The organism is Glycomyces dulcitolivorans (assembly GCF_003265355.1).
In the GTDB taxonomy this organism is placed as follows: domain Bacteria; phylum Actinomycetota; class Actinomycetes; order Mycobacteriales; family Micromonosporaceae; genus Glycomyces; species Glycomyces dulcitolivorans.
The window spans coordinates 1-23,578 of the sequence record NZ_QFRW01000091.1; the positions used below are offsets into that span (position 1 = coordinate 1).

Annotated in this window: 23 protein-coding genes, 1 tRNA gene and 1 pseudogene; 10 read left to right on the forward strand and 15 right to left on the reverse strand. The window is 69.8% G+C overall.

Annotation, left to right across the window (positions count from 1 at the left end):
- The coding region (locus DI269_RS10450) for a MarR family winged helix-turn-helix transcriptional regulator (RefSeq protein WP_115509843.1) at positions 1–632 on the reverse strand (632 nt) is incomplete at its 3' end.
- A gap of 245 nt (positions 633–877) precedes the next feature.
- On the opposite strand from DI269_RS10450, the gene DI269_RS10455 reads away from it, so the two are divergent.
- Positions 878–3,664 (forward strand): AfsR/SARP family transcriptional regulator, encoded by a 2,787-nt coding sequence (locus DI269_RS10455; protein WP_198667314.1) that lies wholly within the window; start codon positions 878–880, stop codon positions 3,662–3,664.
- Here the strand turns inward: DI269_RS10455 and DI269_RS10460 are convergent.
- The 4 genes from DI269_RS10460 to DI269_RS28625 form a co-directional block, all read right to left on the reverse strand.
- Positions 3,633–4,913, reverse strand: a complete 1,281-nt coding sequence (locus tag DI269_RS10460; RefSeq protein ID WP_112135491.1) for a hypothetical protein — start codon at positions 4,911–4,913, stop codon at positions 3,633–3,635. The two genes, DI269_RS10455 and DI269_RS10460, sit on opposite strands and share 32 nt — an antisense overlap.
- Entirely contained in the window at positions 4,910–5,701 is a 792-nt protein-coding gene (locus DI269_RS10465; RefSeq protein ID WP_112135493.1) for a HesA/MoeB/ThiF family protein, read from the reverse strand. Before DI269_RS10465 ends, DI269_RS10460 begins: the two co-directional genes overlap by 4 nt.
- A 417-nt stretch (positions 5,702–6,118) precedes the next feature.
- Positions 6,119–7,219, reverse strand: a complete 1,101-nt coding sequence (locus DI269_RS10470; protein WP_198667315.1) for a HesA/MoeB/ThiF family protein — start codon at positions 7,217–7,219, stop codon at positions 6,119–6,121.
- 88 nt (positions 7,220–7,307) lie between these two features.
- On the reverse strand, positions 7,308–7,430 hold the full coding sequence (locus tag DI269_RS28625; RefSeq protein ID WP_269814156.1) for a hypothetical protein: 123 nt from the start codon (positions 7,428–7,430) through the stop codon (positions 7,308–7,310).
- A gap of 219 nt (positions 7,431–7,649) precedes the next feature.
- Between DI269_RS28625 and DI269_RS10475 the strand changes: the two genes are divergently transcribed.
- The 5 genes from DI269_RS10475 (at position 7,650) to DI269_RS10495 (ending at position 10,249) form a co-directional block, all read left to right on the forward strand.
- Positions 7,650–8,123, forward strand: a complete 474-nt coding sequence (locus tag DI269_RS10475; RefSeq protein ID WP_112135495.1) for a hypothetical protein — start codon at positions 7,650–7,652, stop codon at positions 8,121–8,123.
- Between the two features lie 14 nt (positions 8,124–8,137).
- The gene (locus DI269_RS10480) at positions 8,138–8,914 is read left to right on the forward strand and encodes an SDR family NAD(P)-dependent oxidoreductase (protein ID WP_112135497.1); all 777 of its coding nucleotides are present in this window, start codon (positions 8,138–8,140) and stop codon (positions 8,912–8,914) included.
- A 33-nt stretch (positions 8,915–8,947) separates the two neighbouring features.
- Entirely contained in the window at positions 8,948–9,406 is a 459-nt protein-coding gene (locus DI269_RS10485; protein ID WP_112135499.1) for a MarR family winged helix-turn-helix transcriptional regulator, read from the forward strand.
- Positions 9,396–10,112: a VOC family protein gene (locus tag DI269_RS10490; RefSeq protein WP_112135501.1), complete on the forward strand. Its 717-nt coding sequence runs from the start codon at positions 9,396–9,398 to the stop codon at positions 10,110–10,112. Before DI269_RS10485 ends, DI269_RS10490 begins: the two co-directional genes overlap by 11 nt.
- Before the next feature lie 60 nt (positions 10,113–10,172).
- Positions 10,173–10,249, forward strand: a tRNA-Leu gene (locus DI269_RS10495).
- A gap of 300 nt (positions 10,250–10,549) precedes the next feature.
- Here the strand turns inward: DI269_RS10495 and DI269_RS10500 are convergent.
- Both DI269_RS10500 and DI269_RS10505 read right to left on the reverse strand, forming a co-directional pair.
- Positions 10,550–10,798: a hypothetical protein gene (locus DI269_RS10500; protein ID WP_157974890.1), complete on the reverse strand. Its 249-nt coding sequence runs from the start codon at positions 10,796–10,798 to the stop codon at positions 10,550–10,552.
- Between the two features lie 18 nt (positions 10,799–10,816).
- The gene (locus DI269_RS10505; protein ID WP_112135505.1) at positions 10,817–11,023 is read right to left on the reverse strand and encodes a TOPRIM nucleotidyl transferase/hydrolase domain-containing protein; all 207 of its coding nucleotides are present in this window, start codon (positions 11,021–11,023) and stop codon (positions 10,817–10,819) included.
- A 173-nt stretch (positions 11,024–11,196) separates the two neighbouring features.
- Here DI269_RS10505 and DI269_RS10510 point away from each other — a divergent pair, with 173 nt between their 5' ends.
- Positions 11,197–12,066 carry a GHMP family kinase ATP-binding protein gene (locus tag DI269_RS10510; RefSeq protein WP_157974891.1) on the forward strand — a complete coding sequence of 290 codons (870 nt, stop codon included), beginning with the start codon at positions 11,197–11,199 and terminating at the stop codon, positions 12,064–12,066.
- A 16-nt stretch (positions 12,067–12,082) separates the two neighbouring features.
- Here the strand turns inward: DI269_RS10510 and DI269_RS10515 are convergent, their stop codons facing one another.
- From DI269_RS10515 to DI269_RS10525, 3 genes and pseudogenes are all read right to left on the reverse strand, one after another.
- Positions 12,083–14,608 carry a tetratricopeptide repeat protein gene (locus tag DI269_RS10515; RefSeq protein WP_157974892.1) on the reverse strand — a complete coding sequence of 842 codons (2,526 nt, stop codon included), beginning with the start codon at positions 14,606–14,608 and terminating at the stop codon, positions 12,083–12,085.
- Between the two features lie 96 nt (positions 14,609–14,704).
- Positions 14,705–15,193 carry a GNAT family N-acetyltransferase gene (locus DI269_RS10520; protein ID WP_112135513.1) on the reverse strand — a complete coding sequence of 163 codons (489 nt, stop codon included), beginning with the start codon at positions 15,191–15,193 and terminating at the stop codon, positions 14,705–14,707.
- 88 nt (positions 15,194–15,281) lie between these two features.
- A pseudogene (locus DI269_RS10525) lies at positions 15,282–15,461 on the reverse strand (IS5/IS1182 family transposase); the annotation flags it as partial.
- A 600-nt stretch (positions 15,462–16,061) separates the two neighbouring features.
- On the opposite strand from DI269_RS10525, the gene DI269_RS10530 reads away from it, so the two are divergent.
- Both DI269_RS10530 and DI269_RS10535 read left to right on the forward strand, forming a co-directional pair.
- A complete protein-coding gene (locus DI269_RS10530) occupies positions 16,062–16,520 on the forward strand; it encodes a barstar family protein (RefSeq protein WP_269814157.1) in 459 nt (152 codons plus the stop codon).
- Positions 16,521–17,286: 766 nt separating this feature from the next.
- Positions 17,287–17,775, forward strand: coding sequence for a lamin tail domain-containing protein (locus tag DI269_RS10535; protein WP_408612285.1), 489 nt, complete (start codon positions 17,287–17,289; stop codon positions 17,773–17,775).
- A gap of 340 nt (positions 17,776–18,115) precedes the next feature.
- On the opposite strand, the gene DI269_RS10540 is transcribed toward DI269_RS10535, so the two are convergent.
- From DI269_RS10540 to DI269_RS10550, 3 genes are all read right to left on the reverse strand, one after another.
- Positions 18,116–19,126 carry an MsnO8 family LLM class oxidoreductase gene (locus DI269_RS10540; RefSeq protein ID WP_112135519.1) on the reverse strand — a complete coding sequence of 337 codons (1,011 nt, stop codon included), beginning with the start codon at positions 19,124–19,126 and terminating at the stop codon, positions 18,116–18,118.
- Positions 19,127–19,187: 61 nt separating this feature from the next.
- Complete coding sequence (locus DI269_RS10545) at positions 19,188–19,379, reverse strand: hypothetical protein (protein ID WP_112135522.1); 192 nt, start codon at positions 19,377–19,379, stop codon at positions 19,188–19,190.
- 165 nt (positions 19,380–19,544) lie between these two features.
- Positions 19,545–20,387 carry a helix-turn-helix domain-containing protein gene (locus DI269_RS10550; protein ID WP_112135524.1) on the reverse strand — a complete coding sequence of 281 codons (843 nt, stop codon included), beginning with the start codon at positions 20,385–20,387 and terminating at the stop codon, positions 19,545–19,547.
- A 207-nt stretch (positions 20,388–20,594) separates the two neighbouring features.
- Between DI269_RS10550 and DI269_RS10555 the strand changes: the two genes are divergently transcribed.
- The gene (locus DI269_RS10555; protein WP_112135526.1) at positions 20,595–21,572 is read left to right on the forward strand and encodes an aldo/keto reductase; all 978 of its coding nucleotides are present in this window, start codon (positions 20,595–20,597) and stop codon (positions 21,570–21,572) included.
- 182 nt (positions 21,573–21,754) lie between these two features.
- Here the strand turns inward: DI269_RS10555 and DI269_RS10560 are convergent, their stop codons facing one another.
- Both DI269_RS10560 and DI269_RS10565 read right to left on the reverse strand, forming a co-directional pair.
- A complete protein-coding gene (locus DI269_RS10560) occupies positions 21,755–22,726 on the reverse strand; it encodes a quinone oxidoreductase family protein (RefSeq protein WP_112135529.1) in 972 nt (323 codons plus the stop codon).
- 44 nt (positions 22,727–22,770) lie between these two features.
- The coding region (locus DI269_RS10565) for a helix-turn-helix transcriptional regulator (RefSeq protein ID WP_198667316.1) at positions 22,771–23,578 on the reverse strand (808 nt) is incomplete at its 5' end.

The following is a 23,578-nucleotide window of genomic DNA, read 5'->3' on the forward strand; positions in this document are numbered from 1 at the left end:
CGCCCGCGGCCCCCGCCTCGGCCGCCGCCGTGACCTCCATGGCCGCCGTGGCCCATGCCCGGGCCGCCGAAGCCGCCCCAGGGGCCGGGGCCGTCGAAGCCGAAGGCCATCTGCTTGAACTTGCGCATGTGGGGGTCGAGGCCCTCGGGGAGACCGGATTCGATCTCGGCGATCACGCGGTCGAGCAGGGCGGCGAGCTGCTCCTGCTCCTCCTTGCTGAGGACCGCGAACGGGTCCCCGGCGGGCTCGGCCTCGTGCTGCTCGGCGGCGGCGCGGCCGGCGTCGGTGAGGTCGACCATGCTGGTGCGGCGGTCCTCGGCGCTGGGTGAGCGACGGACGAGGCCGGCGTCTTCGAGCTTGGTCAGCAGTTCGCCGAGCGACTGCGAGCGGATGCCCAGCAGGTAGGCGAGCTCCTTCTGCGCGATCGGCGACTGGAGGGAGAGCAGGTGCAGGACGCGGCCCTGCCCCTGGTAGGCGCCGGCCCGGGGGTGGCGCCCGCGCAGCTGCGCGTCGGAGCGGCGCAGCAGCATCAGCAGGTACGGGAGTCGCGCGCCCAGGTTGAGCCCGTTGTCGTCCCATTCCCCGGCGCTCTCGTCGCGCTCGGGGGCGTTGTCATCATGTTCGTTCGACATGACCGTTCCTTTCGGTTCGGACCTCCGGCCTTTCCGAAGGTTCCTTCACATACCATAACCGAAGGAGCCTTCGAATGACAACAGGTTCCTTCGATTATTTGCAGGACCCTACGGATTTTCCGTCCCGGGGCCGAGCGACCCGGTGGATTCGAGATGGTTCCCGCCGCACCTTCCGGGCGGTAGAGTCGGTGCCGTTCCTCTTGGCGGGCAAGGAAACCTATGGTCGAGTGGAGGGGGCGTCGGCAGTGGCGGGAATCGAGTTCCGGGTACTGGGGCCGGTGGAGATCCTCCGGGACGGGCAGCGGTTGGGCCCGACCACTCCGCAGCAGCGGTGCGTCCTGGCGGTGCTGCTGCTGGATCTGGGGCACGTCGTGTCGATCGGCCGGCTCGTCTCGGCGCTGTGGGCCGCCGATCCGCCGGCCTCGGCCCGCAACTCGCTGCGGGTGTACGTGACGAAGCTGCGCAAACTCCTGGCCGCCGACCCCGAGATCGGGCTCGTGACCGTCGGCGACGGGTGGCGGCTGGACTGCGATCCGGCCCGGGTCGACCTGTACCGCTTCAGGGCCCTGGTCGAGCAGGCCCGCAACGGCGCGGGCGCAGAAGCCGGGCCGCGCCTGCGCGAGGCACTGGCGCTGTGGCAGGGGCCCTCGCTCGCCGACGCGTCCGGGGACGCGCTCACCGGCGCGCTGGTCGAGGGCCTGGAGGACGAGCGGCTCGCCGCGGTCGAGGACCGGATCGCCTGGGACCTCGAATCGGGCGCCGGGCAGGCCGTGGCGCCGGAGCTGTCGGTGCTGGTGGCCGAGCACCCCCTGCGCGAGCGGCTGACGCAGCTGCTGATGTCGGCGCTGCATGCGAGTGGACGGACCGCCGAAGGGCTGGCCGCGTTCCACCGGACGCGGCGGCGCCTGGTCGAAGAGCTGGGCATCGAGCCCAGCGCGGTCTTGCGTGCCGAGCACCAGCGGCTGCTCGCCGCCTCCGGGGACGCCGGGGCGGCGGTCGTCGCCGGGCCGCTGCCGCAGCAGTTGCCCGGCGACGTCAGCGTGTTCGCCGGCCGCGCCGACCAGCTCTCGCGCCTGGACGGACTGCTGGAGGACGCCGAACGGGAGGACAGGATGCTCATCGCCGCCGTCGCGGGGATTCCCGGCTCAGGGAAGACGACGCTGGCGGTGCACTGGGCGCACCGGGTCAAGGACCGCTTTCCCGACGGCCAGCTCTACCTGAACCTGCGCGGGTTCGAGGCCACGGGCGAGGCGGTCGCACCCGGTGACGCCCTCGCGCGATTCCTTGAGGCCCTTGGGGTCGCGACGGCGAGGATTCCGGCCGAGACCGATGCCCGGTCGGCGCTGTACCGAAGCGTGCTGGCCCGGCGGCGGGTGCTGATCGTGCTCGACAACGCCCGGGACGAAGCGCAGGTGCGCCCGCTCCTGCCCGGTTCGACCGGGTGCGCGGTGGTCGTGACCGGCCGCACCGAGCTGGCGGGGCTGGCCGCGCGGCGGGGCGCGCACCTGCTGGCCCTGGACGTGTTCGACCGAGCCGAGGCGCGCGATCTGCTCGTCGGGCGGCTCGGCCCCGCGCGCGTGGCCGAGGAGCCGGAGGCGGTCGCGCGGATCATCGACCGCTGCGCGGGACTGGCGCTGTCGCTGACGATGGTCGCGGCCCGGGCCGGGGCCCGGGCCGATTTCTCGCTGTCCTCGCTTGCGGCCGAACTCGATAGCGGCGAGGTCGTCCTTGACGCCTTCGCGAGCGCGGACGCCTCGGTCGACCTGCGGACGGTGTTCTCCTGGTCGTACCTCCAGCTCAGTCCCGAAGCCGCCCGGCTGTTCCGGCTGCTGGGCCTGCACCGGGGACCGGACGCCGGCCTCGGAGCGGTCGCGAGCCTCGCCGGGATCGGCGCGCCGGCGGCCGGGCGGCTCCTGCGCGAGCTGTGCCGGATGCGGCTGGTGGCCGAGCACGCCCCGGGAAGGTTCGACCTCCACGACCTACTCGCCGCCTACGCCGCCGAACTGGGCGAGGCACTCGACGCCCCGTCGGTGCGGCGTGCGGCGCTGGGGCGGCTGCTGGACCACTGCCTGCACACTGCGCACGCCGCCGCCGATCTCGTTGCTCCGCACCGCAGTCCGATCCCGATCGGCGATCCGGACCCGGGCGCGCAGATCGCCGCGTTCGGAGACGACGCGGCGGCGACGGCCTGGTTCGCCGCCGAGCGCCACGTCCTCACCGGCGCCGTCGCGGCCGCGTTCGAGGCCGGCTTCGACGACCACGTCTGGCAGCTGGCGCAGTGCCTGGCGACGTATCTGCGGCGCGAGGGCATGGGGGCCGACTGGCTGGCGACGCAGCGCCTCGCCCGATCGGCCGCCGACCGGCTCGGGCAGACGCGGGCGCAGGCCGTCACCGGCTACGGCCTCGCCGCCGCCCAGATCAGGTACGGCGATCCGCAGGACGCCGAGGCCAACCTCCTTGCGGCGCTTCGGTATTTCGAGGAACTCGGCGACCTCGACTGGCAGGGCAACACCTTCGCGATGCTGTGCCTGGGCAGCGAGGCCGTCGGCGACTACGCCGCCGCGCTCGCCTACGCCGTTGAGGGCCTGGAGCGGCACCGGCGCGCCGGGTACCTGCCGGGCCAGGCCAGGGCATTGAACAACGTCGGGCACTGCCGCGCCCGGCTGGGCGACTTCGACCGGGCGCTGCGCGACTGCCGGGAGGCGCTGGAGCTGCTGGTCGGTCTCGACGACCCGGTGGGGGAAGGAAACGCGCTCGACAGTCTGGGGTTCATCCACTCCCGGCTGGGCGAGTTCGACCTCGCGATCGAGTGCTACCGGCGCTCGTTCGCCTCACTGCATCTGCGCGGGGAGCGGTATCTGGCCGCCGTCACGCTGCACCGCTTGGGCGATGCGCACGTGGCGGTCGGCGATCGCGGTGCCGCCCTGGAGGTCTGGAAGCGGGCGCTGGGGATGTTCGAGGCGCTCCGTCATCCTGACGCGTCCCGGGTGCGGGCCAAGCTCATCGCCCTGCCGCCGCGTCCGGTGCGGTGAGGGCGCGCCGGGTGCGGAACCGGTGGCCGTGCCGGGCCCACCACGCCCGCGACCAGATGGCCAGGAACAGGGCCTGGACGGCCAGGACGGTCGTCCCGTCGAGGACGGCCACCGGTTCAGCGGAGGCGATCGCGGCCACCGCGCCCGACAGCAGTCCGATTGTGTAGGGCACCAGCACAACGGCCGCATAGCTCAGGCAGATCGCGGTGCCGGCCACCAGCAGCACGGTGTAGCCGACGACGGTGCGCCGCTCCCCTGTCGCCATGCCCGCGAGCGGGTTCGCCGCCGGACCGGGCCGGGCGCGCACGGCCGCGGCGAGGCGGGCGGCGAGGTATTTGGCGTAGGAGGCGCTGTCGCCGTAGAGGTTGCGGCTGCCGGTGAGGTCTTGGACGATGAAGTAGACGTCGGTGCGCATGAAGATCAGCAGTTGCAGCGTCAACGCGGTGGCCGCGAGGACGACCACGACCCCGGCGAGGCGCCCGGCCAGGTGGTCGGACCCCAGCCAGGTCGAGGCGGCGAGCGCGGTCGCGCCGAGGGCCAGGTCCGAGCGCATGCCGGCGGTGTAGACGGCGAGGCGGTGGCGCCGCGGCGCGGCCCAGATGCCGGTGACGTTCGTCTGCGCCACCAGGAACTGGAGCCGGGTCCCGAACTCGACGCGCCCGGGCACCCCGGCGGCGCGGGCGCAGACCAGGTGGGCCGTCTCGTGGATGAGGATCAGACTCCAGCCGATGAGGACCTGCACGGCGATGACGAGGCTGCCGTGGTCGGTCCACAGCAGACTCTGATAGCCCGGCAGGGGCGCTTCGGATCTGACCGCGACGGTGAGGGCGGCGACGACCAGCACCGCCAGCGCGGCGTCCGTCAGGAGGTGGACGAGCGGGTGCAGCATCCAGCCCACGTGCGCTCGCCGCAGCCGGGGCAGGGTAACGCGGGCCGGGGACGGGCCGGGGACGGACTCGCCGTCGAGACTCGCGACCATGCCCAGGTGCAGCAGCTCCTGGGCCAGGTCGGCGACGTCGATGCGCTCACCGGTGGCCGCCGCGATCCGATCTTCGGCCTCGCCGATGCTCGCACCGGCTTCGAGCAGGGCGATCACGTCGGCCCCGATCGACGGGAGGGCGACGAACACGTCGGATCCGGTGCGGCCGACGACAACGCAGTCGCCGTCGAGGCGCTTGGCGAGCGGATGGAAGGCGACGACGGTGTCGGCCCCGATCGCCGTGGAGTCGTGCGCAGTCCCGGTGGTCATGTACGGCTCCCGCAGGCGGGGCAGTCCGGCTGCGGCGGGAAGTCCACTAGGGGCGGTTCACCGGGAGCCATGAGATTGACGCCCCACACGGTCCCGGGCCGGATGGCAGGGTCGCCGGTCAGCAGGGCGATGGCCCAGTACGCCATCAGCTGCCCGGAGAGGGCGGCGGTCACAGAGATGACCGGATGTCCCGGAGCTTTGGGGAGGGCTTTGAGCATGTCGTCCTCGGAGGCGGTCCCCAGATCCCTGCGGCGGCGCTCGGCCAGGCGCAGGCACTCCCAGCAGGCCCCTTCGCCGGGGACGTATCCGCCGGTCATGATGTGCGGCCCGTGGTAGCCGCCGTCGACCCACGGAGTGCGGGTCTTGAGCGTGGCGCGGTTCGCCCAGCGGCGGACCTCAAGCGGACGATCGGCGCCCAGCACCAACAGGTCACGCCTCTCTAGAAGCGGGTAGAAGTCCTCTATCTGTCCGATGTGGATGGATTCGCCAGTGACGTCGATGCCGGGGTTGCGCTGCCGCAGCCGGCCCACAGCTGCCTCGGCCTTGGGGCGGCCGATGTCGGCCTCGGTGTAGAGGATCTGCCGGTTCAGGTTCGACAGCTCGACGGTGTCGAAGTCCACGCAGTGCAAGTGCCCGACCCCGGCCGCAGCCAAGGCGAGCGCGGCGGCGCCGCCGGCGCCACCGACGCCGACGACGACCACGCACGCGTGCCGGAGGCGTTCGCGTGCCGCCTGCTCATCGGCACTTCCGGTGCGCGGCAACAGTTCGGGGTCGGTTCGCGGGCGCATGCGACTCCTCGGGTCGATCGGCGTTGCGGGATTGGACGAACGGCGCCCGAACCCGGAGGTCCGGGCGCCGATGGTTCAGTTGCCGGCGGCGGTGAGGCCGGTGGTCTCGATCTTGTCGAGCGTGCGAACGGTCAGCTTCCGTGCGGGTGCCGGAGCGGGCTTGTCGGTCTTGGCCTGGTCCTTCGGCATGGTGCCACTTCCTTCCGTCGAGCGGTGCGGCTGTGCGGCAGCGCCTCTGATGCCGCTGGGGGTCTCGCGATTCCGGGGCTCATCCGTCCGGGCTGCTGAGGCCGGTGGTCTCGATCCTGTCGAGGACGCGGATCGCCAGCTTCCGACTCGGGACGGGCTTCGGGGCCGTCGCCTCCGTCTTGGTCTGCTTCGCCATGGGTGTCACCTCCTCTCCTCTCGTGATCGTGTTCAGCGCCCGCCGCATGCGGGGCAGTCGGGTTGGGGCGGGAAATCCACGGTCTGCGGCTCGCCTGGGGTCATGAGGTTGACGCCCCAGGTGGTGCCGGGCCGGGCAGCGCCGGCGCCGGTGAGCAGGGCGATGGCCCAGTGGGCTTTGAGCTGGCCCGAGATGGCCGCGGTGACGGAGATGACCGGGTGCCCGGGAGCCTTGGGCAGCGCCTTGTCAAAGTCCTCTTCGGAGGCGAGGTTGAGGTCGCGGCGGCGGTCTTCGGCCAAGCGCAGGCACTCCCAGCAGGCACCGTCGCCGGGGACGTAGCCGCCGGTCATCATGTGGGGGCCGTGGTAGCCGCCCTCGACCCACGGCGTGCCGGTCTTGAGGCAGGCCCGGTTGGCCCAGCGGCGGATGCCGGGCGGGCCGTCGGCGCCCAGGACCATGAGGTCGCGGCCCTCCAGCAGCGGGAAGAAGTCCTCCACGCCCTCGATGCGGGCGTGCTCGCCGGTGACGGTGATGTCGGAGTTGAGCGCCCGCAGGTGCTCGATCGCGGCCTCGACTTTGGGCCGGCCGACGTCCGCCTCGGTGTACAGCGTCTGGCGGTTCAGGTTCGACAGCTCGACGGTGTCGCAGTCCACCAGGTGCAGGTGCCCGACCCCGGCCGCGGCCAGCGACAGCGCGGCCGCCCCGCCGGCCCCGCCGACTCCCAGCATGAGCACGCGCGCCTGCTTGAGTTTGACCTGGACGTCCCAGATGCTCTGGCGCGGTGTCAGATCGGTCCAGCGGAAGTACTGGGCGCTCCTGCCGTAGCGTTCGCGCTCGCGCTCGCTCAACTCGCTCGGGACGGGTGCGGCGGCGTCCTCGACGTGCCCGGCGGCGATCAGGTCTTCGAGCGCGCCGGCCACGTCCTGCTCGGTCAGCGCGGGGTGGGCGCCTTGGACCTCGGCGACGATGGCGCGCCGGTCGCGGGTGCCGTCGCAGGCGCGCACGAGCGTCCACACCCATCCGTCGGGGTCTTCGATCTCGGCGGCGATCCCGTGGACGCCGCCGCCGATGCGCACGTTGCCGTTGCGGGTGAGGAAGGCGTCGTGTTCGGGTTTGATGCGTGGCTTCTCCACGGTCGCGCTCCTTGCAGGACTCGGATGGCCGGGCTGGTTCGGGTGGGGGCGTCCCGGATCGGATCGGGTCCGACCCGGGCGCACGGTGTCAGTCGCCGCCGTTCCCGCCCGACAGGCCGGTCGTCTCGATCTTGTCGAGCCGACGGACACTGAGCTTGCGGGCCGGAGCCTGCTTCTCGGCCTCGGTGCGCTCTTCGGTCTTGGTGGTCATGGGGTTCACCTCCCCGTGCTGCAAGAGATCGGGCCGCTCGGCACCACGTGGCGCGAGATGCGATGATCTCGGTGGATTGTGGCGGAATCATTGTGGCTGTGAGGGTTTGGCGATGGTTTGGCCTGTGTTTAATGACTGGTCGCCGACCACCGGCGAAGCCGGAGGACGACCGATGGGAATGTCCTTGCCTCCCTGCATCGGCGGTGCGAGACTGCCTCGATGAGCGACACTGATGCGACCGTCACCGCCCTGCTCGCCGAACTCGGGGACACGTGGGAGACCGTCGAGAAGATCACCGCCGCCCGCGAACGGCTCATCGCCGACCTCCCCGGCTGGCGGCTCCCGGCCGCATACGGTATCGCCGTGATCGACGCCGACGACACCGTCGCGTTCGCCCGCGCCAACATCGGCGTCCACCCGCTTCCGGCCGTGGTCATGGCGACGATCCTCGGCCACGGGACCGAATCGGCCGCCTACCTGGTGGACGCGACCGCCCTCGACCAGGCGATCCGCCTTCTGGCCCCCGCCGAGGCGTGCACCGCCTACGAGCACCCGAACCTGGCGACCTGGCGCGAGGTCCGCAAGGCCCTCGACACCGGCGCGACCGCCGTCGCGGTGTTCCTCGCCGACCTCGACTACACCGGCGACGACCCGGTGGTCCTGGCTCTTCAGGGCCTCGCCGTCACCGGCTGAGGCAGGCGGGAGCGATGCGACGGGCAGTGGTCGTCACTGGCGGCGGACGCGGCGTCGGACGGGCGGTCGCCGAGCGGCTGCTCGCGGCCGGCAACGCGGTCGTGGTCCTCGAACAGCGCCATGAGGCATGGCTCGACCCGCTCATCGACCAGGGCCGGGCCGCCCTGGTCACCGGCGACGCCGGTGACGACGACACCGCGGCCCAGGCCGCAGCGGCCGCGCAGGCGCTGGGGGCGCTGCGGGGCTGGGTGAACAACGCCGCAGTCTTCCGCGACGCGTGGCTGCACGAGGCCGGCGGCGCCGCCGTCGCCGACCTCGTCCGAGCGAACCTCCAACCGTGCCTGGCCGGCTCGGCCGCGGCCATCCGGGCGTTCCTCGCCGCCGGCACCGGCGGCGCGATCGTGAACGTCTCCTCCCACCAAGCGCAACGGGCCGTCAGCGGCGCCCTCCCCTACGCGACCGCCAAAGCCGCCGTCGAAGGACTCACGCGCTCCCTCGCCGTCGACTACGGGCCGCTCGGCATCCGCGTCAACGCCGTCGCACTCGGCTCGATCACCACCCCGCGGATGGACGCCGCACTCGCCGACATGACCGATGCCGAACGGGCGGCGCACGCTCGGCACATGCGCGACCTGCACCCCCTCGGCCGCGCCGGCTCGGGCACCGAAGCCGCCGACGCGGTCGCCTACCTGCTCTCCGACGCCGCCTCCTTCATCACCGGCGCAGTCCTCCCCGTCGACGGCGGCCGCGCCGCGCAGGGCCCCGACCCGGAGGCCCGCCGACTCGATTGACAGGTACCTGTCAACACCTGCTAGCCTCAAGGCGTGGCAGCACTCAGTCCGCGCGCGCTCGACGTCTCCGAGCTGATCATCGAGGTCTTCCGCGCCAACGGCGCACTCATCGCCGCGGGCGACGACCTGGCGCGCCCGGCGGGGCTGACCAGCGCGCGCTGGCAGGTCCTCGGCGTCGTCGACCGCGAGGCGCTCACCGTCGCCGACGTCGCCCGCACGATGGGCCTGCGGCGCCAGAGCGTCCAGCAGACCGCCGACGCCCTCGTCCGCGACGGCCTCGCCGCCTACCGCGACAACCCGAAGCACCGCCGCGCCAAGCTGATCCGACCCACCCCCGAGGGCCTGAGCGCGCTCGCCGAAGTCGAACGCCGCCATGCCGAATGGGCCGACGCCCTCGCCGCACGCCTCGACCCCGGCACGATCGCCGCCGCCAAAGCCGCACTCCAGGACCTCGCCACCGCACTCGAACAGGAGGCACCGCATGGCCGGTGAGAAGACGATCCCGCTGCTCCCCTGCCGGTCGATCGACGAGACCGCCGATTTCTATCGGATGCTCGGTTTCAAGGAGACCCTGCACCAGACCCGACCCAACCCCTACACCGTGGTGGTCAAGGACGACATCCAGCTGCACTTCTTCGGCGTCGACGACCTCGACCCGGAGACCACCTACGGCACCTGCGTGGTCATCGTCCCCGACACCGGCGCGCTCTTCGACCGCTTCGCCGACGGCATGCGCGCCGCGCACGGCAAACTCCTCGTCTCCGGCATTCCCCGCATGACCCGCCCCCGCAAGCGCGCCAACACCGGCAACAGGGCCGGCTTCTCCGTGGTCGACCCCGGCGGCAACGTCATCCGCTTCTTCCCGGCGGCCGAGGACTCCGAGCAGCGAGCGGCGCCCGCGAGCAAGCTGGGCAAGACGCTTGAAAGGGCGATCGTCCTCGGCGACGCCAAGGGCGACGCCGCCCAAGCCGCGAAGATCCTCGACGCGACCCTCGCCAAGACCGCCGACGACACGCCCGCCCGCGAACTCGTCGAAGCCCTCGCCTACCGCGCCGAACTCGCCGCCCGCCAAGGCGACCAGGCCCTCGCCCGCCAGCTCCTCGACCGCCTCGACCAGGTCCACCTCACCGACCAGGACCGCGAATCCCTCGCCCCGACCCTCGCCGGCGCCGCCGACCTCATCGACCAACTCCCCTGACCGGCCCCAGCAACCCCCAGGTATCATTCACACCGGCCCCGCCCGCACCGGCAGGGCCCCGGCCCGGTATTCCAACTGGCAGAGAAGACGGATTCAAAACCCGTACAGTGTGGGTTCGAATCCCACCCGGGCTACCAGACATTCAGAGCGTTAGTTCTAATACGGGAATAAACGAGACTTCCAAGGCGTGACACCAACAAGTGTCACGCTTTCCCCGTACCTCCGGATCCTTCCGATCTCCACCGGTGGCTGCCGGATCCGAGTCGGCTTCCGGATCGCTGTACCTGTTCACCCGTCTCAACCTTTCTCTCAACCCCATAGAGTCCATTGTGCCCATGTTGCCGCATCCATGAAATCCCCTGACTGGACATGTCCTGGCATCGAATCATCCCAGTCGACCAGGGCTGATCCGGCAAGGCGTGTTGAGGGCGGATCGCTCAGAGTCCCGAGAGGCCTCGGGCCATGGTGATGACTTCCGTTAGCACTTCACTGGGCGGTCCCTCGCAGCGGCGGGCTGTCAGGCGGTAGACGGCGGCCGCCCGTTTCGTCTTACCTTCGCCCAGCTCGGCGAGCAGGCCCTCATAGGTAGGGGTCCATGCGGGCCAGCGGTCTTGCAGCACCTGCTCGAGGTTGTCGTCCCAGACGACGAGGTGAGCGTTCTGCCTGCCGACCGGGTAGTCGGTCAAGTTCGGCACGCCGTGGTATTACATGATCGCCCGGTTGAGGGTGCGGTTCTTGCGGTCCTCGGCCTCGATTTCGATGACTACCTTGTCCGTGTCGCCTTCGACCAGAACGGCGCCGGCAGCGAACAAGCAGTCCACGAACGACTCGGAGAACGCAGCGTCGATCTGTTGGAGCCCTTCGGACCCGCCAGGCGCTTCGCATTCAGCGGCGCGTTCCTCGGCGTTCAACCGTGTACCCCGATGTGTACAACTCTCGCATACGATTTGCGTAGCGGGTCGCTCACCGGACTCAAGGGGAGGACGGCGGAATGTCGGCCCAGGACAGGAAAACGTACACGTTGACACCTGAGCGATACTGCTCTGCATACTGCATAGGTCATCACGGAGAGATCCTGCAGGGAGTGTTCCACACGGAGGGCGGCAAGCCCGTGCGCGCATTGGTCACGATGCCGTTCCACGGCGGCGGTACCACCGCATTCGCGCAACTGACCACGGAGGACGGGATTCGAGTGTTTCCCGCCGGGCGTTGGAAGGCGTTCCGCGCGGCGGAACTTACCAGGAAGGCACTCCGTATCAAGGCCGGATTGCGAATCACCCTTTCATCGGACCTCCCTCCCGGCCTCGGTATGGGTTCATCGACTGCCGACGTCGTCTCCACCATCCATGCGATCGCGGGCGCTGCCGGTCGGCAGCTGTCAGAGTCGCGCGTGGCGGGGTTGGCGGTCCAGGCCGAGAAGGCGGCCGATTCGCTGATGTTCCAGAGCAAGGTCGTCTTGTTCGCCCAACGCGAAGGCCGCGTAATCGAGGCCCTCGGAAGCCGGCTTCCGTCGATGATCGTGGTCGGGTGCTGCTGCGACGACGGAACGGTGGAGACGCTCGATCAAGCGCTGATCGAGTACACCCCTGCGGATCAGCGCGACTTCGAACAGCTCCGGAGTCGGATTCGGGCCGCCGTCCGCGACGACGACGCGTCGGCACTGGCATCGGTGGCCACGGACAGTGCCCTGATCAACCAGCGCTACATTCCGAAACGGCGATTCTCCGAGTTCATGGGAGTCGCCCAGCGAGGCGGGGCGCTCGGGGTCCAGATATCCCACAGCGGCACCGTCGCCGGGATGATCTTCGACGGTCGGGATCCCGAATCCGTGGAGCGTGCCGCTCTCGCGAGAAGGATGCTCTCGCTCCGAGCGCTTGAGCCGAACTGGTCCTTTCGCACCGATGAGCGCTTTCCGCCGCTCAGTCTGCGCCAGGGGAAATATCGGGACGCGTAGGAGCGTGCGAGGGTACTCAACCGGAGTCCTTCTCTCCTTTGTGCTCCGCAATGAGTCCGAAGATCCACGCCGAGGACTCGACCGTGTCGCCGAGGAGCAGTCGGTTGATTCGCGATCGCATCCGGCCCGCCATCTCGGTGAGCCCGATCTGCTCGTATATCTCCCCGGCCGCTCCGAAGTGGTTCAGCGCCTGGGAGAGCTTTCCCCTGGCCCGGGACACCTCTCCCAGGCCGAGCCGGGCGTTCGCGCCGCCGAGCCGGTCGCCGATCTCCTCGAACGTCTCCAGGACCGCCTGGAAGCAGGTGTCTGCGTCAGCGAGTCGTCCCTTGGACAGCGCCACCGCCCCGAGTCCCCATTGGGCGTACGCGGCTCGCCGCCGCTTGCCCAGCGACGCGAACAGTTCGAAGGCCGCCGAGAACCGCGTCTCGGCCGTCGCGTAGTCCTCGCGCAGCCGGGCCACCTCGCCGAGTCCGCGGTGCACCCCGGCGACCCCGCCCAGCATCCCGGTCGCCTCGAAGATCACTCCCGCCGCTTTGTAGTGCGTCTCTGCGGTGTCGAAATCGCCCCGGAGGCGTGCGATGTGGGCGAGGCCCGAAACCGCGTCGGCGATGCCTCCCTGGTCACCGAGGGCCTCGTACGTCGAGAGGGCCTCCGCGTAATGACGCTCGGCAGCGGCGTGCTCTCCGCGCAGGCGCCCGACCTCGCCGAGCCCCCACTGGGCCGAGGCCCGGCCGGCCTGGTCCCCGATTTCACCGAAGACCTCTGCGGCGTGCAGCAGCGCGGTGGCGGCGATGTCGAACCGATCCAGCAGGATCGCCAGACCGCCCGCCGCGCGCGCGAGACGGGCGCGGTCGCCGTCTCGGCCCGACAAGGCGACGTCGCGCACGTTCTCGGCCTCCGCCTCGAACCAGTCCCGCCGTTCCTCGTTCGTCGACGCGACTCTGGTGCGGTAGTGCGCGACGAGCGCGGCGACGATCCGGTCGTGATCGGCCGGATCGGAGTCGGCGCTGAGCGGGTCCGAGACGGAGTCAGACCATCCGAGCCGGGCGAGGTGATCGCCGAATGCGCGGATCATGTCGTGAGCGACGTAACTGCGCAGCCCCAGGTCGGAGGCCGAGGCGGCGGCCGCCGGGCGCTCGGCGAGACCCGCGCGGATGAGCATGTCCATCACCGCGGCCGTGCGCCGGAGCGGGAGGCCGAGGACCGACGCGATGCTGTCGAGCGTGGCAGCGGCCCCAGGATGCACGCCGAACGCGCGGAAGGCCCGCCGCTGCTGCTCGTCGAGGTGGCGGTAAGAGCCGCCCAATCGCACGAACAGGTCGGAGAACGAGTCCGGTTCCGTGCTTTCGCGTGACTCAGGAAGGTCCTCGACGACCTCGGCCAGCGGCCAGCCGGCGGCGACCTTCCTGGCGTGCGAGGCGATGAGGACGGGGATGTACAGGTCGCGCTCCAGCAGTGCCGCGACGAGGGAGCGGTCGTGCCCGACTCCGGCGATGTGCTCGAACATGGCCTGCGCCTCCGGCGGTTCCAGCACGTGGAGCCGGATCGGACTGCTCGCCAGCTCCATCTCGATGCGGTTCCGGCTGGTGATGATCGTCGCGCATCCAGGGGCGCGCACCATCAGGTCGGTGACCTGCTCCGCGGCCCTGACGTTGTCCCACACCATGAGGAGCCGCCGACCTGCGGTGACCGATCGCCATAGTGCCAGCCGCTCCGGCGCGGTCAGCTTGCCGATCTCCATGACCGAACGTCCGCTCACGGTCGGCAGCATCGTCGCCAGTGCCTGGTCGGCGGTCTGAGGGAGCTTCGTCCCGTAGGAGTGGAAGTCGTAGAAGACCCGGCCCTCGAAGGAGTGGGCTCGATTCGCGAACGCGATGGCGAGAGCGGTCTTGCCGACTCCGCCGAACCCGCCGATCGACTGGACCTGTGCGATCCCGTCGGCGGACTCGACTGCCGCTCGGATCCGTTCGAGGTGCGCCTCCCTGCCGACGAACCCGGTGCCGCTCTGGTCGGGGTGCCAGTAGTCGCGCCACCCGAACCGGGCCTCTCCGGAAGCGATCTCGATGTCGCCGCGACCGGAGGCCGCGGCTTCGAGTTCGGGGAGCCGCTCCAGGCCGTTCCGGCGGAACGCCTGCCACAGCGGATTGAGCACCTGCATGCCCCGCGTAGCCTCATGCTCGACTTCGCGCAGGATAGACGTGCAGAACACGGCGACGACCGAGTGCTCCGTGTTCCCCACCACCGCCGGGAAACCAGTACCGGCGGCATCGATCCACAATCGCACGGAGCCGACCAGATCCTCAATTGCCGTGCCGTTCACCAAGGGCCAGTTGGCCTTTCGCTGGCCGAACAGTGACTTGCGAACGGTGCGCCGGAGTCGCGCATCGTCCTCCCACAAGGTTGCGATCGCGGTCCGGGCGCCCCGGGAGACGGCGATGAGGAGTGCTCGTCGCACCTCTGCGGAGTCCCGGCGTCGACGTGCGGCGACGAAATCGGAGGCGCGCTGGGAGAGCTTGGAGGCGATCCACATGCTAATGCTCAAGGGGTCCATGGACATCGCCGTTCGTTCAAGGGGTGAGTCCAATGCTACCGATCTGACGCCGTCGCCGCTTTTCCGGCTTGCGCGCCCGACGACGCCCTAGTGCCCCGGGGGGCGGCGCTCTGGAGGCAGCTCGGGCTCGAAATGCATGAGCCGGTGCGATGGGGTGAACCCCGCGCGCTGGTAGACGGCGACCGCTCGGGTCGTCGAGTGGACGGTCACGCGTTCCAATCCGAGTTCGTCGGCGAGAAGTAGGAGTGCGTCCACGAGGCCGCTCCCGATGCCGCTGTTGCGTGCTTCCGGAACGATGTACACGCTCTGGACGTCGCCGACGGAGCGGTCCAGAACGAGCGGAGTGGGTACGCGAGGGGTGATCGCGATCCAGGCCATGCCGATCAGCTCCCGCTCGCGGACCGCCACGACGCACCGGTGGGAGTGCGCCGCCGCCGCCCAGCGTGCGAACTCCTGCTCGAACGCGCCGCGATCGGTCCCGGCTTGGCCGTCTTCCTCAGTCAGCCATCGCCATCGGAGCCGGGCCACGTCGCGCCACTCGGCGTCCTGCGGCTGCCGGAACTTGACCTCGCTCATACATCGAGTATGCCCGCTCGGGGCTGCGCGGGCGCGAAGGCGGGTCCTGGGACTCACTCGCATGACGCATCGGGCCGCGCTCGCCCAGTTCGTATCGGATGGTGAGGCGGCGGTAGCCGCCGAGCCAGGCGATGGTGCGTTTGACAGCCCAGCGGTGTCGGCCAAGGTGGGCTGAGGACTCGATGCCGTGACGAGCGATCCGGTCACTGATCCGGCGTTCGCGCAGCGCTCGGTGACGGTATCCTCCTCGTCGGCGTCGAGGATGGCCGCCTTCGAGCAGCCCCCAGCACTGCCCTCCAGCGCCGCCAAGGAGGTGATCACCCTCGAACAGCGCCACCTCGCCCTAACTCGGCGGATTCGACTGGCGAGTTCGACGCTAGCTGATCGGGCAAAGCTGCATCTGAGGATGTGTTGGACGCCCTGGCCCGCCTACACGAAGCAAGATAAGAAAATAACAAAGGGGGATCAATCTCAGAGGTTTTCACCTGCATCAGGCGTACACGTGCCGCCCATCGCATTGGTCGCCTCTTGATAATTTGGCTTCAACCTCTTGAAAGGAGGTAAATCGCCAAATCATGATATTCACGGTAGCACTAGTGATCGCGAGCTGGAGGAGGATTGCGTCAATGAGTCCGTTACGCGAATCCAGGCCGGACGGAAGAAGGCCACACAGGTGACGATTGCGAATGTGGTCGGTAGAACCGCCCTCCCCACGGTTGTCCCGCAGGAAGCTTCGCAGCTGCAAGCCCCAACGCCTACAACGCCTCCCGTCGACGGACCCGGGCGGACAAGCGATGCAACCAACGAACCGTCATAGCCGCGCGACGTCGAGGTCGAGACGCAGCGACTGCAAACGGCCGGCGGCAGCATCCTCCGCTTCGACGGCCGCGAACTCCTCGAACCATCACAGGTCTTCACCGCTTTCAATGCAGCAATGTCGTTCCCGGACTACTTCGGTAGGAACTGGGATGCCCTGGCCGACTGCCTCCACGACTGGCACGCCCACGGCCTCGACTCCAAAGACGTCGCAATCATCATCGACCACGCCGACGACCTCGCCGACAGGCCCTTCCTCGGCACCTTCGTCGCCGTCCTGTGCCAAGCAGCCTGGCGAGCCAACCTCCGACTCGACAGCGACGGAATCCCCGACGACTACAACCAGCCCTTCACCATGCACGCCGTCTTTCTCCTCGACACCCGCTCCCCCGCCGACCTCCCCGGCACCGTCGGAGGCGCCCGCGACATCGAGATGAGGATGCGCGATCGCCGACTGCTCGTCTCCCTGGACGAGACCGAATGGCCAACCTCCATCCGAACCGGCCGCTGACGGCGCCCCGCACGTCCACAACCCCAGCCCGAACGATGGTTACCCGTGGTTACTCACCACTGGACCCCTCCAGCACCACCTCGCAAATCCGGAAGCGATGGCGGAGCGGGCCAATCAGCCCCTCCGCCACCAATCCCCCAACCTCAGCCTTCAGAACAGGGCAACGCTCACCACTTATCGATGCGCTGCGAGTCGCGCCGACACTTCAAGCCCGGCATTGTCGTATCTTGAATGGAGCACAAATCCACCTGATGTGCGATGAAACCCCCAGATCACATTGATGAGGATCATCGCCATAGCCTGCCATGGATTGAAGCCGACATTTGATCACCAAATTCTCAGACCTACGTTGGAATCGTCTTCGACGAATATGGCAGGCGAGCTTCGAGGGCACATTGACATCGACACTGAATCCTTTTCAATTTGAGCGAGTTCCGTTGCGCGGCAGGGAAGAAACTCCTGGTGCAACAGCAAAGGCATTCGAGAAACTGCGGCAGACCGCCGTCGACGGTGTTGCGGTGCGGGTCCTGATCCTCCGGGCCATCGCGGCCCTCGGCTGATGGAGAGGGCGCCGCGTTTATCGCTCATTCGAATTCAGCCGATATGCGGCCTGTGGGAATGGAGACGCTACAGGCGGCGACGGGTGCAGACATTGTTCCCCTCATCCAATTCCGATGAGTGCTAACATCTATCCTCAGCCTCTCGAGCATGCACACGACGTGCGATTCGAGCCATCATTTGAATTCGCAACAATGAGGACATTATGATGCTTAAGAAGACGCTTATAGCCGTCGGCCTGGCCGTCGCCGCCCTCGCTGCCACCGCAACCCCGGCCTCCGCTGCCGAGTACCAGTCGGCGCTCAAGATCCGCGGCATCCAGTACAACGCGCCCGGCCCCGATGACAACAGCTGCGTTGGAGGGAACACCTCCCAGGAGTACCTGACCATCAAGAACTACTCCACGACTGCGACGATCAACCTCCGGGGCTACCTGGTGAAGGACGCTGCCGGCAACAGCTTCAAGTTCACCGCAGACCACTACCTCCAGCCCGGCGACTACGTCCGGCTTCGCGGCGGCAACGGCAACGATTCGGACGGGGACAACGTCGTCTACCGGGACAACTGCAACTTCATCTGGAACAACACCGGCGACTCCATCTACCTCTACAAGCCGTCGGGCGCGAGCGCGGACTCCCACTCCTACAAACCCTCGCGCGATGACGCCGACGGCAACGGCTACGTCACCTTCCACTGAGCGCTGCAGCGCGCAGGCGCACTGCATGATCGGATGGCTGCGGGAGTGGCCCGGCGACGCACGACCTCGGCGATGCGGACGCCGCTCCCATGGCATTCATTGAACTCTTCTCGACTTAGATGAGTTCCGTTGCGTGGCAAGGAAGAAGCTCCTGGTGCAACAGCAGGCGCCGGCATTCGACCACGAGATCTATAAGCATCGCAACACCGTCGAGCAAGCCGCCGGCCGTCTCAAGCGCTGCCGCGCCACCTCGGCCCACTTCGACATACTCGCCGTCCCCTACAAAGCACCATCCAGGTCGCACTCAAACTGGACTGGGAATCAAGTTCGCGAACACGACTTAGTGGCTTGCGAGGCCGGTGAGTTCGGCGAGGCGGCGGTGGGAGTCGAACAGGGCCTTGCGGTCGTAGGAGGTGGTGCCGATGAGGAGCTCGTCCGCACCGGTCGCTTCGACCAGGCCCGCCAGACGAGGGGCGACCTCGTCGGCGGTCCCGTAGACCGCGCCCGCGAGCGCCTGTCCGAGATACATGGACTCGCGGCGGGTCTTCGCGGCCGCCCGGATCTCGGCCGAGGGCCGCAGCGGCGGGAACTCGCCTTTGGTGCGGGACAGCGCGGTGGACCAGTACTCGGGGAGCAGCAGGTCCTCGGCCGCCTCGCGGGTCGCGGCGACGGCGACCGTCTGCGCCACGACGACGTACGGCTCAGATCGCCACGCGGAGGGCCGGAAATCGAGCCGGTAGTCGTCGATCTTGGCGCGTGTGGCCGCGAGCTCTTTCGAAGCGGCGATGACCAGGCCTACGCCGTGCTTGGCGGCGTACCCGCCGCCTGATCCCACCGCCAGGACGAAGGGTTCGGGGCGCAGCCCTTCGCCTGGCCGCGCGTGCACGCCCGGGTGGAATCGCTGTTCGCCGGTGAAATAGCCGAGGAGTTCGGTCAGGAGGTCGTCGAAGTCGTCGCCTTCGTCCAGGTCGTGGCCCAGTGCCGCGCGGACGGCCGGGACGAATCCGAGGGTGCGGCCCAGGCCCATGTCAATGCGACCCTCGAACAGGGACTCCAGGACCCCGAACTGCTCGGCGACTACCAGCGGCCGGTGGTTGGGCAGCATCACGCCGCCGGTGCCGACCCGAATGCGGCCGGTCGCCGCCGCGACTGCGGCTGCGAGCACGGTGGGCGCCGAACCGGCGATGCCAGGGACACTGTGGTGCTCGGCCACCCAGTAGCGGTGGAAGCCCAGTTCCTCGGCCTGCTTGGCGTGGCTCACAACCTCCCGCAGGGTCTCAGCGGCCGTCTCGCCCTCGGCAATGACGGCGCGGTCGAGCAGTGAGAGCCGAATAGGTTGCGGAGTCCTCATTTGCCGCGCAACGCCCGCGGGGCCGCGGATGTTTCTTTCTCGACTCTGATCGTGCCCGGTCTCACCGAGCTGTCGCGTCGTCGCTGCCGGGTTGTTCGCGGGTGAGCCGACGGCGGGCGTCTTCGAGGCCTATCCGGTTTGCCGCGTGGCCGGCGGTGCCGGCGAGGTCGTGGATTGCGATGCGGCGGGCCAGGTAGTCGGCTTGGACGGCCGACTCGACGTGTTCGCCCTGTTCAACCAGGCCGACCACCATCCGTACCGCGCCCTGACCGCACCCCGCTCGACCAGACCCCAGGACGCACCAGGGATACCCGTGGTTACTCACCACCGCGCCACTCCGCGGATCCGAAACACCGGCGGAGCGGCCGATCGGCCGCTCCGCCACCAATCCAGCAGCTTCAACTTTGACCGTGTCGCTTTAGGCCTGTCGGGTGCCGGCCCAGGAGGCGAGGAAGTGGAGTCCGTCGTGGGAGGGCGTGCCGGGTTCGGCGGAGTAGACGACGAGTTGCTGGTCGGGGTCGGTGGGGCAGGTGAACAGGTCCCAGTCGAGGGTGAGGTCCCCGGCGACGGGGTGGTGGAACAGCTTGGTCCCGCTGGAGCGCTGCGCGACGTGGTGCGCGGCCCACCACTGCCGGAACCGCGGGTCCTGCACGGACAGCTCGCCGACCAGGGCGGCCAGGCGCGGGTCGTCGGTGCGGTGCGCGACCTCCATGTGGAGGAAGGCGACACAGGATTTGGCGACGGTCTCCCAGTCGTCGTACAGGCTCCGGAACGCCGGGTCGGTGAACACGAGCCGCACGTAGTTGCGGTCCTTGGCCGGGATCTTCGCGAAGTCGGTCATCAGTGCGGCGGCGAGGTCGTTCCAGGCCAGCACGTCCATGCGCCGGCCCATCAGGAGCGCGGGGGCGTCGGTGGCCTCCAGCAGCCGCCGCAGCTGCGGGCGCACCCGCTGCGTCGCGGCGCGGCGCGGGCGTGCGCGTTCCTTCCCGGCCAGCTCCAGCATGTAGTCCCTCTGGTCGTCACCCAGGTGCAGCACCCGGGCGAGGTCGAGCAGGACCGGCCCGGACGCGTGGATGCGGCCCTGCTCGATGCGGGTGTAGTACTCGGTGCTGATCGAGGCCAGCTGCGCGACCTCCTCGCGGCGCAGGCCCGCCACGCGGCGGCGCCCGGTCTCGGGCAGGCCGACCTCGCGCGGGCCCAGTTCGCCGCGCCGCGCCTTGAGGAAGCTCCCCAGTTCGTTCAGTCGCACGTCCTTGCCCATGTCCTCACCCTACTGCCGGAACGGCCGCGGCACCGGCGCTGAGAGGGGGAGCGATCTCTACCCGGAACCGCTGGTCCCGGTATGTTTTCCGGCTCTTTTCGACACCCCGCGGCCGTGTCACGCTCATCCTGTGACCGGGTGGGAACCAGGCGGCACCACCGCAGCCGACACCCGGCCGCGCAACACCGAAACGAACGGGGCAGTCTCGTGAAGCACGCTTCCTTGGGGGACCTGCGGGTCTCCCGCATCGGACTGGGCGCCATGTCCATGTCCGCCTTCTACAACACGGCCGACTTCGACGACGCCGAGTCGATCCGCGCCATTCACCGCGCCCTCGACCTGGGCGTCACCCATCTCGACACCGCCGAGATCTACGGCCCGTACGTCAACGAGGAACTGGTCGGCAAGGCCCTGAACGGCCGCCGCGACCAGGTGGTGCTGGCGACGAAGTTCGGGTTCGTGTCACACCGCGGCGCCGGACCCGGCCACCTCGACTCCAGCCCGGCCAACGTCCGCGCCGCCGTCGAGGGCTCGCTGCAGCGGCTCGGCACCGACTACATCGACCTGTACTACCAGCACCGCGTCGACCCGGGCACGCCCATCGAGGACACCGTCGGCGCACTCGCCGAGCTCGTCGCCGAAGGCAAGGTCCGCCACATCGGCCTCTCCGAGGCCGGACCCGCGACGATCCGCCGCGCCCACGCCGTGCACCCTCTGGCCGCGATCCAGACCGAGTACTCGCTGTGGACCCGCGACCCCGAGGCCGAGATCCTGCCGCTGCTGCGCGAGCTCGGCATCGGCTTCGTGCCCTATTCGCCGCTCGGCCACGGCTTCCTGACCGGGAACATCCGCTCCACCGACGACCTTGCCGACGACGACTGGCGCAAGAGCAACCCGCGCTTCGTCGGCGAGAACCTGCGGCGGAACCTGCGCATCGTCGACGAGGTCCAGGCCGTCGCCGCCGAAGCCGAAGCGAGCCCGGCGCAGATCGCCCTCGCCTGGCTGCTCGCCCAGGGCGAGGACATCGCGCCGATCCCGGGCACCAAGCGCGTCGCCCGCGTCGAGGAGAACACCGCCGCAGACCAGGTAGCGCTGACCGCCGACCAGATCGAACGCCTGAACAACCTCACGCCCGCCGCCGGCGAGCGCCACGAGGAGGCCAACATGGCCAACATCGACCGCTGACGCATGCACCAGCCGGGGCCCGACGCACTGGTGGTGCGGCCCGGGCGCCTGCAGCCGGTCGTCGAGCCGAGTCCGGAGTCACCTGATGAAGGGCCCGGCTCAGCACACCGCATCGCCTGCGACCGCACCGATGACGACTCCTTCGTCCTGCGCCGGTGGACCGCCGAGTTCGTCCTGCGGAGCTATTCGGGCCCGACTTCGAGCACGAGCTTGCCGGTGGTGGATCCGGATTCGATGCGGCGGTGGGCGTCGGCGGCCCGGTCGAGCGGGAGCGGTTCGACGTCGATGCGGAGGCTCCCCGATTCGGCGGCCGCGACGGCCCGGCGCAGGGCGCGACCCGCGTCGGCCGGGTATGCGGCGGCGAAGGCCGCGAGGTTGAAGCCGGAGACGGTCTTGTTGGAGAACCAGAGATCGTTGGCGCTGATGCCGACGTCCTCGGCGCCGGAGGCGTTGCCCATGACGACCATGCGGCCCATGGGGGCGAGGCGGTCGAGGCTCGCGCGGCGGGTCCCGCCGCCGACCATGTCGACCACGACGTCGAACTCCCCCACGTCGGCGACCTGGTCGCGCAGGACGACCTCGTCGTAGCCGAAGCGCTCGGCGACCGGGACCTTCGCCTCGCTGCCGACGGTGCCGACGATCCTTCCGGCACCGAGCAGGCGCGCGGCCTGGCCGAGCTGGCTCCCGACACCGCCGGCCGCCGCGTGGACGAGGACCCGCTCTCCCGGCTCCAACCGTGCCACCCGGTCCAGGACCAGGAACGCGGTGGTGCTGTTCGACGGCAGCGCGGCGGCGGTGGCCAGGTCGAGGGTCGCGACGGGGGCCACGAGGTCGGCCGCGGTCAGGGCGACTTCGGCGTAACCGCCGCTTCCGACGATCGTCAGGGCCGCCACCCGCTGGCCGATCGCGAGCCCTTCGACACCCTCCCCCAGCGCACGGACGCTGCCGGCGACCTCGATGCCGGGCACGAACGGCAGGGGCACGTCGACCACGCCCTGCCGGTAGAGGATTTCCGCGAAGTTCGCGCCCGCGAAGACGACGTCGATCGCGACCTGCCCGGGACCGGGCTCCGGCAGCGGCACCCTGTCGGGGCGGAGGACATCGGCGGCGCCGAACTCGGGAATGGTCACCGCGTACATGTGCGTGTTCGTCATGAGAGGGAACCTAAGCCGGATCCCGGCCGCGAAACAGTGCGCGCTTATCCTGTTGGTGACGGCACCAGGCTGCGGCGCACGAGCTCGGCCAGGCGTTCCTCGGTCCCGGTTCCGGAACGCGGGTGGTGCAGGATCAGACTCTGGCCCGGGTGTTCGGGCAGTGGAAGCAGCGTGGCCTCGAATTCGAGGAGCCCCGCTTCGGGGTGGTCGACGGCCTTGACCGCGCTGGTGTGCTCGCCGACGTCATGGCGCTCCCACAGCTCGGCGAACTCGGGGCTGACCGCGGCGAGGTCGGCGGCGATCCGGTCGAACTCGGGGTCCTCGGGGTAGCGCGCCGCGTCGGCCCGGAACCCCGCGGCCACGTCGGGTGCGAGGTCGGCCCAGTGCCGGTGCAGCACCCGGTAGCGGGCGTTGGTGAAGAAGGAGACCAGGCAGTTGTGATCGGTGTCGCCGTAGCCGAACACGAGCCGGGCCGCGTCGTTGACGGCGGTGAAGTCCCAGTGCCGGTCGCGCACGTACGCGGGCCGGGGCGACCAGGCGTCGATGAGCCGCCGCAGCTCCGGGCCGACCGGGACGCGGTCGGACGGGTCCGCCTGCGGCGGATTGAGCCCGGCGAGGCGGTACAGGTGCGCCCGCTCGACGCGGGTCAGCCGGAGCGCCCGCACCAACGCGTCCAGGACCTCCCCGGAGACCTTGATGTCGCGGCCCTGTTCGAGCCACGTGTACCAGGAGACGCCGACCCCGGCGAGGACGGCGACCTCCTCGCGCCGCAGCCCCGGCGTGCGCCGCCGCCCGGCCTCGGGCAGCCCCACGTCCCCGGGCGCCAGCCGAGCCCGGCGGCTGCGCAGGAAG

Bases quoted from the DNA above. Each gene is read 5' to 3' on its own strand.
- DI269_RS10460 (WP_112135491.1), bottom strand. From the start codon at position 4,913: ATGACCACCGGGACTGCGCACGACTCCACGGCGATCGGGGCCGACACC.
- DI269_RS10465 (WP_112135493.1), bottom strand. From the start codon at position 5,701: ATGCGCCCGCGAACCGACCCCGAACTGTTGCCGCGCACCGGAAGTGCC.
- DI269_RS28625 (WP_269814156.1), bottom strand. From the start codon at position 7,430: ATGACCACCAAGACCGAAGAGCGCACCGAGGCCGAGAAGCAGGCTCCG.
- DI269_RS10475 (WP_112135495.1), top strand. From the start codon at position 7,650: ATGAGCGACACTGATGCGACCGTCACCGCCCTGCTCGCCGAACTCGGG.
- DI269_RS10480 (WP_112135497.1), top strand. From the start codon at position 8,138: ATGCGACGGGCAGTGGTCGTCACTGGCGGCGGACGCGGCGTCGGACGG.
- DI269_RS10490 (WP_112135501.1), top strand. From the start codon at position 9,396: ATGGCCGGTGAGAAGACGATCCCGCTGCTCCCCTGCCGGTCGATCGAC.
- DI269_RS10520 (WP_112135513.1), bottom strand. From the start codon at position 15,193: ATGAGCGAGGTCAAGTTCCGGCAGCCGCAGGACGCCGAGTGGCGCGAC.
- DI269_RS10535 (WP_408612285.1), top strand. From the start codon at position 17,287: ATGCTTAAGAAGACGCTTATAGCCGTCGGCCTGGCCGTCGCCGCCCTC.
- DI269_RS10540 (WP_112135519.1), bottom strand. From the start codon at position 19,126: ATGAGGACTCCGCAACCTATTCGGCTCTCACTGCTCGACCGCGCCGTC.
- DI269_RS10545 (WP_112135522.1), bottom strand. From the start codon at position 19,379: ATGGTGGTCGGCCTGGTTGAACAGGGCGAACACGTCGAGTCGGCCGTC.
- DI269_RS10550 (WP_112135524.1), bottom strand. From the start codon at position 20,387: ATGGGCAAGGACGTGCGACTGAACGAACTGGGGAGCTTCCTCAAGGCG.
- DI269_RS10560 (WP_112135529.1), bottom strand. From the start codon at position 22,726: ATGACGAACACGCACATGTACGCGGTGACCATTCCCGAGTTCGGCGCC.